This is a genomic window from Vibrio sp. 2130-1 (genome assembly GCF_033339515.1).
The window spans coordinates 1-11976 of the sequence record NZ_JAWOUT010000006.1 but is presented as its reverse complement, the minus strand read 5'-3'; the positions used below and the strand labels follow the sequence as shown (position 1 = coordinate 11976).

The following is an 11976-nucleotide window of genomic DNA, read 5'->3' as shown; positions in this document are numbered from 1 at the left end:
GATTAGAAAACTACAAAACCCCAGACACTGCTCTGGGGTTTATTTTGTCAGCTCGAAAAGCATTTGGATCATAGGTGGTCAAAAGCCCCTAGAGCTGTACACTTTTGGGAAAAATTGAAATGGAATGCCGATTCTTTTCAGGAGAGATGCAAAAAAGCCCCAGTCTTTCGACTGAGGCTTTAAATAGTGGTCGGTGAAGAGGGATTCGAACCCCCGACCCTCTGGTCCCAAACCAGATGCGCTACCAAGCTGCGCTATTCACCGAACTGTATTTGCTGATTTTCTCAAATCAGACAGGACACTTCAACTAAGAAGTCACCTTAATTAATGGGGTGGCTAACGAGATTCGAACTCGCGACCACCGGAATCACAATCCAGGGCTCTACCAACTGAGCTATAGCCACCATCAATTTTTGCTGTTTACCGCTCTATTAGAGCCATAAACTAAATAGTGGTCGGTGAAGAGGGATTCGAACCCCCGACCCTCTGGTCCCAAACCAGATGCGCTACCAAGCTGCGCTATTCACCGACGATGTTTTATCTTGATTGAATCAAGATTGGGAGCAATGCTACCGCATTCAATCTAAAAAAGAAAGAATGGGGTGGCTAACGAGACTTGAACTCGCGACAACCGGAATCACAATCCGGGGCTCTACCAACTGAGCTATAGCCACCACTGATTTTTACCGATGTATCCTCCGAGGCAATGGTACGCCCGAAAGGATTCGAACCTTCGACCTTTGGCTCCGGAGGCCAACGCTCTATCCAACTGAGCTACGGGCGCATGCCCTATCGGCGGAGTGGAATAATACGGATATCACACTATGCCGTCTAGTACTTTTTTTACTTTTTTTATCGTTTGGTCTCTTTTTCGACAGTTATCTTCCGTTAAAGTGGATTTTTGATGTGATTCACGCCCTGTCATGGATAACTTGTTGTTTATTGCAACAAGTTATCGGGATATAATCACCCATTATTTACATTGATTTAACAGCTGCAACCAAGTTGTCTAATCATTCTATGCCATTCAGTGGAATTTAATGATTTCTCTGCTCGGCATTAATACTCTAACTATATAAATAGGTAAGTCACTTACCTCGGGAATGTGAAGTGGGTTTAATGGATATGTCTCGACAAATGATTAGCGTTTTGTTCGCTGCCTTAACGTTTTCTACGGCAGCTTTAGCTTCTGACATCAGCCAAACTGAATACGATGCGATCGCAGAACGCATCCAACCTGTCGGTGATGTTTATCTAGCAGGTTCTGAGCCAGTGAAAGAAGAACCAACCGGTCCACGTGATGGCGCCACAGTTTATGGTACTTTTTGTATTGCTTGTCACGCATCTGGTGTAAACGGCGCACCTAAAACAGGTAATGCCGATGATTGGGCACCACGTATTGCACATGGCAAAGATACGTTAGTGAAGCACGCATTAGAAGGCTTCAATGCGATGCCAGCCAAAGGAACCTGTATGGACTGTTCTGACGATGAAATCATCGCAGCAATTGACCACATGATTGAAGGTCTATAAGTAAAGACATCAACGAAAAAGGCTTGCCAGTTGGCAAGCCTTTTTGTTTTTAGTCAGTGAGAACAAGGTTACTTTACTTCTTAAACATTGCTCGAATATTGGCAATGTGTGCTTGACCTTTCGCCATACGCTCTTCTGCTGATACTGGCTTTTTGTTTACTTCCCATTCAACGTCATCAAATGGCAACTCATCCAAAAAGCGGCTTTGAGTCGGTTTGATCAACTCGCCGAACTGCCGACGCTCTTTGCACATAGTGAAAGTCAGTTCACGTTGCGCGCGAGTAATACCAACGTACATCAGGCGACGCTCTTCTTCCACGTTATCTTCATCAATACTGGTTTGGTGCGGTAAAATACCTTCTTCGGACCCAATTAAGTATACATATGGGAACTCAAGGCCTTTTGATGCGTGCAAGGTCATCAGTTGTACTGCATCACTGTCTTCATCTTCTTCACCGCGCTCCATCATGTCACGCAAGGTCAAACGTTGAACGACTTCTTTTAACGTTTTCTCTTCTTGATCGTAGTTGTCACCCTCTAGGTCCGCCACTATCCAGGAATAAAGGTCAGAAACGTTCTTCATTCTCATTTCAGCGGCTTTCGGACTTGCTGAAGTTTCGTATAGCCAATCTTCATAATGGATATCACGAACTAGCGAACGAACCGCTTCGACGGTATCACCACGCTCAGCTTGATCAGCAATCGCCACTAGCCATTGGGTGAAACGACGCAGGTTTTCTAGGCCACGTCCCGTTAGGTGCTGTTCGAGCCCCATTTCAAAGCTCGACTCAAACAGGCTCTTGCCTCGCATATTGGCATAACTGCCTAATTTCTCTAACGTTACTGGGCCAATTTCACGTCGCGGAGTGTTCACAATGCGCAAAAATGCATTGTCGTCATCCGGATTAACCAAAACACGCAAATACGCCATGATGTCTTTAATCTCTGCGCGTGCAAAAAACGAGGTGCCACCAGAAATTTTATACGGTACACGGTTTTGCATCAGAGACTTTTCAATCAAACGTGATTGGTGGTTACCACGATATAGAATCGCATAATCTTTATATTCGGTACGGTTTAGGAACTTATGCGCAATTAGTTCACCCGTTACGCGCTCTGCTTCGTGCTCTTCATTTTTAGCCAACAACACTTTGAGTTTTTCACCGTCAGGAATTTCAGAGAACAAGGACTTCTCATAGACGTGAGGGTTGTTAGCTATCAAAATGTTGGCCGCACGCAGGATTCGACTCGTTGAACGGTAGTTTTGCTCTAGCTTAATCAAACGCAAATTCGGATAATCTTCACCCAGCAACACGAGGTTCTGAGGTTTCGCACCACGCCATGAATAAATAGACTGATCGTCATCCCCTACAACAGTCAATCGCCCACGTTCTCCGACAATTAATTTGACCAGCTCATACTGACTCGTGTTGGTATCTTGATACTCGTCAACCAGTAGGTAACGGATACGATTCTGCCAACGCTGACGAACATCTTCATGATTACGTAAGAGTAAAACGGGCATCAAAATTAGGTCATCAAAATCAAGCGCGTTATAGGCTTTCATTTGCTTTTGGTACATATCAAAACAGAACGCAAACAATTGTTGCTGTTCACCTTGCGCACGCGCTTTGGCTTGCTCTGGCGTCAACATGTCGTTTTTCCAGTTGGAAATACAACTCAGAAGCTGACGTAGCAGATCTTTATCACCATCAAGCTGCTTTTCGGTAAGTTCTTTGAGCAGCGCTAGCTGGTCTTGGTCATCAAACAGTGAGAAGCCCGCTTTCAACCCTAAATGCTTGTACTCACGCTTGATGATGTTCAATCCTAAAGTGTGGAATGTTGATACCATCAAACCTTTAGACTCACCTTTCCCTAACGTTTGACCTACACGCTCCTTCATTTCACGTGCTGCTTTGTTGGTAAACGTCACCGCCGCAATGTTACGCGCTTTGTAACCACATTGCTGAACCAGATAAGCGATTTTATTGGTAATAACACGAGTTTTGCCCGAACCAGCACCTGCTAGCACTAGGCATGGGCCAGACACGTATTTCACGGCTTCATCTTGACTAGGGTTCAGCTTCATAGAAATTCTCTGCGGGTGATGAATGTGGCGCCTATGATAAAGGGGTGGCCTCGTGAAAGCTATGCTGATTTCTTGTAATTTTTACACCAATTAAGTGCAATATTCTGTTGCATAAATGGCGGGTATTTAAGCTATAATGAATGAACGTTCATTCACTAAAGGGTGACATTATGAAGGATAACCCTGCTGTAGATAAACGAGAACAAATCTTAGTCGCTGCTGAACAACTCATTGCTGAATCTGGCTTTCAAGGGCTTTCCATGCAAAAGCTCGCCAATGAGGCAGGTGTCGCAGCAGGGACGATTTACCGTTATTTCTCAGATAAAGAACATCTTTTAGAGGAACTACGCCTTAACGTTGCTAAGCGTGTTGCTACTGCGGTGCAACTAGGTGTTAGTGAAGAGATGCCTTTAAAACAGCGTTATCGAACCATGTGGCTCAATATTTGGAATTTAGCGAGCTCGAACTTAAGTGCGATCAGCAACCGAGTCCAATATGAGTCTTTACCCTGTTCAAATAGTAGCAAAGCTCGGGAACTTGAGAGACAAATGTTTGCCCAAGTAGATCTTCTTTTTAATCAGGGTAAAGACGAGGGAGTATTCAAGCTTCTCGATAACGAAGTACTTTCTGGATTAAGTTTTGAGGCAAGTGTTGCACTTGCTCGGAAACACGCTTTGGGATTTTATCAACTGGATAAGACGGCATTAGAGGCCGCTATTGAAGCCAGTTGGGATGCAATTATTAAACACTAACTTGGAGTTCTTAATAGAATGAAAAAGTGGACTTTCTTTATGTTACTTATCGCCGTTCTCTTGTTCGGCAGCGTGATAGGTTTCAATTTATTTAAGCAACAAAAGATCGCTGAATACATGGCAAACCGTCCTGAACCTGAGTTCCCAGTAACCGTGACAGAAGTGCAAGCGGTGGATTGGGTACCAGTCATCGAGGCAATTGGTTTTATCGAGCCAAACCAAGGCGTGACGGTAGCGAACGAAACGAGCGGTGTTATCGATAAAATCGCGTTTGATTCCGGTACTCAAGTTAAATCGGGTCAGCCATTAGTGTTGCTTGATTCTGAAGTCGAAAAAGCAAATTTGAAGAGCTCGCAAGCTAAGTTGCCAGCGGCAGAAGCGAAATACAAACGCTACCAAGGCCTATTCAAAAAAGGCTCTATTTCTAAAGAAGCGTATGACGAAGCAGAAGCAAACTACTTCTCCTTAAAAGCGGATATTGAAAGCCTGAAAGCAACCATCGACCGACGTGAAATAAAAGCGCCATTTGATGGTGTGGTAGGTATTCGTAACGTGTACCTCGGTCAGTACCTACAGGCGGGCACCGATATTGTTCGCCTTGAAGATACCAGCGTGATGCGCTTGCGCTTCACCGTGCCACAAACCGATATTTCACGTATCAATATCGATCAAGAAGTGGATATCTTTGTTGACGCTTATCCAGACCAACCTTTCAAAGGGTCTATTTCTGCGATTGAACCAGCTGTAAACGTACAAAGTGGTTTGATTCAAGTTCAAGCGGATATCCCTAACAGTGACGGCAAACTACGTAGTGGTATGTTCGCGCGTGCAAACATCATTCTGCCTAAATTAGAAAATCAGGTCACGCTACCTCAAACCGCGATCACATTTACGCTGTATGGCGACAATGTTTACATCGTAACAGAAGAAGATGGCGAAAAACGCGTTAAGCAGCATGTGGTAAAAGTTGGCGAACGCTCTAAAGATATCGCACACATTCTAGAAGGCGTGAAGCCAGGTGATGTAGTGGTGACATCGGGTCAAGTCCGTTTGAGTAACCATGCGAAAGTAAGCATTGTCGAAAGCGATGCAACTACCCCACCTGCTGAAACACCAATGCTTTAAGTTGGAGGCATCATGCGCTTTACAGATGTTTTTATAAAACGTCCAGTTTTAGCGGTATCGATCAGCTTTTTGATTGCATTGCTTGGTTTGCAAGCGGTGTTCAAAATGCAGGTTCGTGAATACCCTGAAATGACGAATACGGTGGTCACCGTGACCACCAGTTACTACGGTGCAAGTGCCAACTTGATCCAAGGCTTTATTACTCAGCCATTGGAGCAAGCGGTAGCGCAAGCCGATAATATTGATTACATGACTTCGCAATCGGTACTGGGTAAATCGACCATTACTGTAAACATGAAGTTGAATACTGATCCAAATGCGGCGTTGTCTGACATTCTGGCGAAAACCAACTCGGTACGTTCACAGCTACCAAAAGAAGCCGAAGACCCAACCGTAACCATGTCGACAGGTTCGACAACGGCGGTACTGTACATCGGCTTTACGAGTGACGAGTTATCTTCAAGCCAGATCACTGACTACCTTGAGCGTGTAATCAACCCGCAGTTGTTCACCGTAAACGGTGTGTCCAAAGTTGACCTGTATGGTGGTATGAAGTACGCACTGCGCGTATGGCTAGATCCTGCCAAAATGGGCGCTTTGAAGTTGACCGCAACCGATGTGATGAGCGTTCTTAACGCCAACAACTACCAATCTGCAACCGGTCAAGCGACGGGTGAGTTCGTGCTTTATAACGGTAGCGCAGATACTCAGGTATCAAACGTTGCTGAACTTGAAGCATTGGTCGTGAAAACTGGTGAAGGGGATGTCATCCGCCTAGGTGATATCGCTAAAGTAACGCTAGAGAAGAGTCACGACGTTTATCGCGCAAGTGCAAACGGTCAAGAAGCTGTGGTTGCGGCGATCAACGCAGCGCCAAGTGCTAACCCAATCAACATTGCAGCAGACGTACTTGAACTGTTGCCTCAGCTTGAGCGCAATCTACCAAGTAACATCAAAATGAACGTAATGTACGACTCAACTATCGCCATCAACGAATCGATTCACGAAGTAGTGAAAACGATTCTTGAAGCAGCAGTAATCGTACTTGTGGTTATCACACTGTTCCTAGGTTCATTCCGCGCGGTAATCATTCCTATCGTGACCATTCCACTTTCATTGATTGGTGTGGCAATGGTGATGCAGGCAATGGGTTTCTCTTGGAACTTGATGACGCTACTGGCGATGGTGCTTGCCATCGGTCTGGTGGTGGATGACGCGATCGTTGTACTAGAAAACGTTGACCGTCACATCAAAGAAGGGGAATCACCATTCCGAGCTGCAATCATTGGTACACGTGAAATTGCGGTTCCAGTTATCGCGATGACATTGACGCTAGGTGCAGTGTACGCACCGATCGCATTGATGGGTGGTATCACCGGTTCATTGTTCAAAGAGTTCGCTTTGACACTGGCAGGTTCAGTATTCGTATCCGGCATCATCGCTTTGACACTATCACCAATGATGTGTTCGAAGATGCTGAAGGCGAACGAGAAGCCAAGCAAGTTTGAGCAAAAAGTTCACCATATCCTTGATGGCATGACCACTCGTTACGAAGGCATGTTGAAAGCGGTAATGGCTCATCGTCCGGTTGTTATTGCGTTTGCAATCATTGTATTTGCAAGCTTACCGGTCTTGTTCAAGTTTATTCCTAGCGAACTAGCACCATCTGAAGATAAAGGTGTGGTCATGCTGATGGGTACCGCCCCATCAAACGCGAACTTGGACTATATCCAAAATACCATGGATGACGTAAACCAAATACTCTCAGATCAACCGGAGGTGGAATACGCGCAGGTCTTTAATGGTGTACCAAACTCAAACCAAGCGTTTGGCCTAGCAACATTGAAGCCTTGGAGTGAACGAGAGGCAAGCCAATCTGAAATCACGAAACGTGTGGGTGGCCTAGTATCAAGTGTACCTGGTATGTCTGTCACTGCATTCCAAATGCCAGAGCTTCCAGGTGCAGGCTCAGGTCTACCTGTTCAGTTTGTAATTACAACACCAAATAGCTTCGAGAGCTTGTTTACTATCGCTAGCGATATTCTAACCGATGTTGCAAGTAGCCCAATGTTTGTCTATTCCGACCTGGATTTGAACTACGATTCAGCAACGATGAAGATCAAGATCGATAAAGACAAAGCGGGTGCCTACGGTGTGACTATGCAAGACATTGGCATCACTCTCAGCACCATGATGGCAGATGGTTATGTAAACCGAATCGACCTGAATGGCCGCTCGTATGAGGTGATCCCTCAAGTTGAGCGTAAATGGCGTCTAAACCCAGAATCGATGAAGAACTACTATGTACGCTCTGTGGATGGTAAAGCGGTTCCATTAGGCAGTCTGATTACTATCGATGTGGTGGCTGAGCCTCGCTCTTTGCCACACTTCAACCAGCTAAACTCAGCGACTGTGGGTGCAGTACCATCGCCTAGTGTTGCTATGGGTGACGCAATCGACTGGTTTGAAAATATTGCACAAACCAAGCTGCCTGCAGGCTATAACCACGATTACATGGGCGAATCTCGTCAGTTTGTAACGGAAGGTAGTGCCTTGTATGCAACCTTCGGTCTTGCACTTGCGATCATCTTCCTCGTTCTGGCGATTCAATTTGAATCACTCCGCGATCCTATTGTCATCATGGTATCTGTACCTCTGGCAATATGTGGTGCCTTGATCGCATTGGCCTGGGGTACGGCCTCGATGAACATCTACTCGCAGGTTGGTTTGATCACGCTGGTCGGCCTAATAACCAAGCACGGTATCTTGATCTGTGAAGTCGCCAAGGAAGAGCAGTTACATAATAAACTGTCTCGTATTGATGCGGTGATGGAAGCTGCGAAAGTGCGTCTTCGCCCTATCCTAATGACCACTGCTGCGATGATCGCAGGTCTTATCCCACTGATGTACGCAACAGGTGCAGGTGCCGCGCAACGTTTCAGTATCGGTATCGTCATCGTTGCTGGCCTTGCAATCGGTACACTGTTCACACTATTTGTACTACCTGTGATTTACAGCTACCTAGCTGAAAAACACAAACCTCTGCCAGTATTTGTTGAAGACAAAGACTTGGAGAAGTTAGCGCGAGTTGACGAAGCGAAAGCAGCTCATCGTGAATTAGCGGATAACAGATAAGCTATTAAGGCATTCAAAAAGGTCACTTCGGTGGCCTTTTTTATTGCCGCTCTCTTTTTTGCCATCTAAGTGGCGACTTTCACGTATCATTTACTTAAAATGAGGACAAATCAAAAGGAGTTTTAGCCACTATGTTTGACCCAAAGAAATTAGAGCAAATTGCTAAACAGATTCACGACTCAATGCCTCAACCTGTAAAAGAGTTGGGCTCTGATGTCGATCAGAAAGTTCGTCAAGTAATCCAAGGCCAGCTAAACAAGCTAGATGTTGTAAGTCGCGAAGAGTTTGATGTTCAAACTCAAGTTTTACTACGTACACGTCAAAAGCTAACAGAAATGGAACAGAAGTTGGCGCAACTTGAAGAAAAGCTTGCTGAAAAATAAGTATCAAAGCGCTCCTCACAAAGGAGCGTTTTTCTTATCGGCGCGCAGATAAATCGGCTAAAAACAAAAAGGCTTGGTCAACGGCGACCAAGCCTTTTGATTAGATGTTGTGTTTTATTTTGTATTTATCACTCCAGTCTGCCTGGAGTTTATCTACTGCGTTACTTGAGACTAAGTAAATTACGCTGTATTAAGGTTTCATTTCTAGGAGAAGGCGCGGACTTTACGATAGTAAACGAGCACCTTCGACACCGAAATGGAGCCTTAAGGCCAGTCATTTAGCCGCCCACCGCGATACGCTTCATATCAGTCATGTAACCACGTAGCTCTTCACCGATGTACTCTACAGGGTGGTTACGGATTGTTTCATTCACAGCGATAAGAGTCGCGTTATCCACTTGGTTAGACGTTTCACCTAAACCTTTACCAATTACGTCAGTATTTACGGCTGGCATAAACTTCTCACGTAGAAGCGGCGTTGCTACGTTAGCGAACAGGTAGTTACCGTATTCCGCAGTGTCTGAGATAACCACGTTCATCTCGTATAAACGCTTACGTGCGATAGTGTTTGCGATAAGTGGCAGCTCGTGTAGAGACTCGTAGTAAGCAGACTCATCGATGATGCCAGATGCCGTCATCGCTTCGAATGCTAGCTCAACACCCGCACGAACCATAGCAACCATCAAGATACCGTTATCGAAGTACTCTTGCTCAGAGATTTCTACGTCAGTTTCTGGGTAGTTTTCGAAAGCAGTTTCACCTGTTTCTGCACGCCAGCCTAGTAGATTTGCATCGTCGTTTGCCCAGTCAGCCATCATAGTGCTAGAGAAGTGACCGGTGATGATGTCATCCATGTGCTTGTTGTATAGCGGACGCATCAGTTCTTTTAGCTCTTCAGAAAGCTCAAATGCTTTCACTTTTGCAGGGTTAGTTAGGCGATCCATCATGTGAGTGATACCACCAAACTTCAGTGCTTCAGTGATGGTTTCCCAACCGTATTGAAGAAGCTTACCAGCGTAGCCAGGATCGATACCATCAGCAATCATCTTCTCGTAACACACGATAGAGCCAGCCTGTAGCATACCACAAAGGATAGTTTGCTCACCCATTAGGTCAGATTTCACCTCAGCAACGAAAGAAGACTCTAGACAGCCAGCACGGTGACCACCGGTTGCTGCTGCCCAAGCTTTCGCGATATCCCAACCTTCACCTTTTGGGTCGTTCTCTGGGTGAACAGCGATAAGAGTCGGTACACCGAAACCGCGCTTGTATTCTTCACGAACTTCCGTACCTGGACATTTAGGTGCAACCATTACTACCGTTAGGTCTTTACGGATTTGCATGCCTTCTTCAACAACGTTGAAACCGTGAGAGTAACCTAGTGCTGCGCCTTCTTTCATCAACGGCATTACCGTCTCAACAACGTTTGTGTGCTGCTTATCTGGAGTAAGGTTTACTACTAGATCAGCTTGTGGAATTAGCGTTTCGTAGCTACCTACCTCAAAACCGTTGTCTTTTGCGTTTTTGAATGACTGGCGTTGCTCATCAATCGCGGCTTGGCGAAGCGCATAAGCAACGTCTAGACCAGAGTCGCGCATGTTCAGACCTTGGTTAAGACCTTGAGCACCACAACCTACAATGACTACTTTCTTACCTTTCAGATAATCCGCTTCTGAAGCGAACTCACTGCGGTCCATAAAACGACAACGACCTAATTGGTCCAACTGCTCGCGCAAGTTTAGGGTATTGAAATAATTAGCCATCTGGGTGCTCCTTTGAGATTCTTCCATTGAGGTCAGTAATTGCCTTACCGAATAACTTCATACTAAAACAGACATGAGATTGCTTAAAGTGATATATTCACAATTAGTTATTGCAATTTATGCAACATGGAAATGAAAATTTAATGAATATCAAAAGCCTGCAACTTTTCATTCATCTCTGTGAGAGTAAAAGTTTCGCCAAGACCGCAGCGGCAATGCATATTAGCCCTTCAGCCTTAAGCCGACAGATACAAAAATTAGAGGAGGAAACCAGCCAACAATTGTTTTTACGCGACAACCGTAGCGTTGATTTAACTATCCAAGGTAAAAAGCTAGTCCCAGTTGCCTTAAAGATTCTTGGCGAATGGCAGCAGTATCAGAGTCACCTGAAGGGAACCGAGGATGAATTGAAAGGAGAAATCCGTCTCTTTTGTTCTGTTACTGCAAGCTACAGCCATCTTCCGGAGCTAATCTCTGACTTTCGTATTCAGAACCCTTTCATTGAGTTCAAACTATCAACCGGCGATCCAGCTCAAGCGATCGACAAAATACTAGCAGATGAAGCCGATATTGCCATATCAGCCAAGTCAGAACAGATGCCAAATAAAATCGCATTTGAAACGATCAGTGAAATCCCACTTTCTGTCATCGTACCTGTTGGGGTTAGTGCGTTTGCTGAAGAGCTACAAAAAGAAAAACCAGACTGGTCGGTCATTCCATTCATACTCCCAGAAGCAGGAACGGCAAGGGACAGGGCCAATACTTGGCTCAAACAAATGAAAATAAAGCCAAAGATCTACGCACAAACCTCCGGACATGAAGCCATCGTAAGTATGGTTGCATTGGGGTGTGGAGTAGGTATCGCACCTGATGTTGTAATCAACAACAGTCCGGTAAGAGAAAAGATAAATCGTTTAAAAGTCTTACCAATTAAACCTTTTAAACTTGGTGTTTGCTGCAACAAAACTCAGCTGGAAAATCCGCTTGTTAAAGCCTTTTGGAAGGTTGCAGAAAGCAAGTATATCGCACCTTAGATGAACACTTTTTAGGTATAAAGTGAGCTAATTTTAAAACTCTATAGATGCAAAAAAGCCCGCTCTTTCGAGCGGGCTTCTTAAATTTAAAGCCTGGCGATGTCCTACTCTCACATGGGGAAGCCCCACACTACCATCGGCGCTATTTCGTTTCACTTCTGA

At 45.1% G+C, this 11976-nt stretch carries 8 protein-coding genes and 5 tRNA genes; 6 read left to right on the top strand and 7 right to left on the bottom strand.

Annotated features, from left to right (window positions below; all coding sequences use genetic code 11):
- Positions 1–187: 187 nt before the first annotated feature.
- The 5 genes from R7Q09_RS10345 to R7Q09_RS10325 form a co-directional block, all read right to left on the bottom strand.
- Positions 188–264, bottom strand: a tRNA-Pro gene (locus tag R7Q09_RS10345).
- Between the two features lie 64 nt (positions 265–328).
- Positions 329–404: transfer RNA gene (locus tag R7Q09_RS10340), tRNA-His, on the bottom strand.
- Between the two features lie 48 nt (positions 405–452).
- Positions 453–529: transfer RNA gene (locus R7Q09_RS10335), tRNA-Pro, on the bottom strand.
- 69 nt (positions 530–598) lie between these two features.
- Positions 599–674 (bottom strand) — tRNA-His (locus R7Q09_RS10330).
- A 33-nt stretch (positions 675–707) separates the two neighbouring features.
- Positions 708–784: transfer RNA gene (locus R7Q09_RS10325), tRNA-Arg, on the bottom strand.
- Between the two features lie 335 nt (positions 785–1119).
- Between R7Q09_RS10325 and R7Q09_RS10320 the strand changes: the two genes are divergently transcribed.
- Positions 1120–1533: a c-type cytochrome gene (locus R7Q09_RS10320; protein WP_262652863.1), complete on the top strand. Its 414-nt coding sequence runs from the start codon at positions 1120–1122 to the stop codon at positions 1531–1533.
- 73 nt (positions 1534–1606) lie between these two features.
- Here the strand turns inward: R7Q09_RS10320 and rep are convergent, their stop codons facing one another.
- A complete protein-coding gene (gene rep, locus R7Q09_RS10315; protein WP_005379104.1) occupies positions 1607–3622 on the bottom strand; it encodes a DNA helicase Rep in 2016 nt (671 codons plus the stop codon).
- Between the two features lie 170 nt (positions 3623–3792).
- Here rep and R7Q09_RS10310 point away from each other — a divergent pair, with 170 nt between their 5' ends.
- The 4 genes from R7Q09_RS10310 to ubiK all read left to right on the top strand — a co-directional run bounded on the left by R7Q09_RS10310 (position 3793) and on the right by ubiK (position 9017).
- Positions 3793–4374 carry a TetR/AcrR family transcriptional regulator gene (locus R7Q09_RS10310; protein WP_005384254.1) on the top strand — a complete coding sequence of 194 codons (582 nt, stop codon included), beginning with the start codon at positions 3793–3795 and terminating at the stop codon, positions 4372–4374.
- Between the two features lie 18 nt (positions 4375–4392).
- Positions 4393–5499, top strand: a complete 1107-nt coding sequence (gene vmeC, locus R7Q09_RS10305; protein ID WP_005379101.1) for a multidrug efflux RND transporter periplasmic adaptor subunit VmeC — start codon at positions 4393–4395, stop codon at positions 5497–5499.
- 12 nt (positions 5500–5511) lie between these two features.
- Positions 5512–8634 carry a multidrug efflux RND transporter permease subunit VmeD gene (gene vmeD / locus R7Q09_RS10300; protein WP_005379100.1) on the top strand — a complete coding sequence of 1041 codons (3123 nt, stop codon included), beginning with the start codon at positions 5512–5514 and terminating at the stop codon, positions 8632–8634.
- Between the two features lie 131 nt (positions 8635–8765).
- Positions 8766–9017, top strand: a complete 252-nt coding sequence (ubiK, locus tag R7Q09_RS10295) for a ubiquinone biosynthesis accessory factor UbiK (RefSeq protein WP_005379099.1) — start codon at positions 8766–8768, stop codon at positions 9015–9017.
- Positions 9018–9295: 278 nt separating this feature from the next.
- Here the strand turns inward: ubiK and ilvC are convergent, their stop codons facing one another.
- A complete protein-coding gene (ilvC, locus tag R7Q09_RS10290) occupies positions 9296–10780 on the bottom strand; it encodes a ketol-acid reductoisomerase (RefSeq protein ID WP_005379098.1) in 1485 nt (494 codons plus the stop codon).
- A 143-nt stretch (positions 10781–10923) separates the two neighbouring features.
- On the opposite strand from ilvC, the gene ilvY reads away from it, so the two are divergent.
- Positions 10924–11814: an HTH-type transcriptional activator IlvY gene (gene ilvY, locus R7Q09_RS10285; protein WP_005379097.1), complete on the top strand. Its 891-nt coding sequence runs from the start codon at positions 10924–10926 to the stop codon at positions 11812–11814.
- Positions 11815–11976 lie beyond the last annotated feature (162 nt).

What these genes read in the sequence shown, in the direction of transcription:
- R7Q09_RS10320 (WP_262652863.1), top strand. Translation starts at nt 1,120, where the DNA reads ATGGATATGTCTCGACAAATGATTAGCGTTTTGTTCGCTGCCTTAACG.
- vmeC (WP_005379101.1), top strand. Translation starts at nt 4,393, where the DNA reads ATGAAAAAGTGGACTTTCTTTATGTTACTTATCGCCGTTCTCTTGTTC.
- vmeD (WP_005379100.1), top strand. Translation starts at nt 5,512, where the DNA reads ATGCGCTTTACAGATGTTTTTATAAAACGTCCAGTTTTAGCGGTATCG.
- R7Q09_RS10310 (WP_005384254.1), top strand. Translation starts at nt 3,793, where the DNA reads ATGAAGGATAACCCTGCTGTAGATAAACGAGAACAAATCTTAGTCGCT.
- rep (WP_005379104.1), bottom strand. Translation starts at nt 3,622, where the DNA reads ATGAAGCTGAACCCTAGTCAAGATGAAGCCGTGAAATACGTGTCTGGC.
- ilvC (WP_005379098.1), bottom strand. Translation starts at nt 10,780, where the DNA reads ATGGCTAATTATTTCAATACCCTAAACTTGCGCGAGCAGTTGGACCAA.
- ilvY (WP_005379097.1), top strand. Translation starts at nt 10,924, where the DNA reads ATGAATATCAAAAGCCTGCAACTTTTCATTCATCTCTGTGAGAGTAAA.
- ubiK (WP_005379099.1), top strand. Translation starts at nt 8,766, where the DNA reads ATGTTTGACCCAAAGAAATTAGAGCAAATTGCTAAACAGATTCACGAC.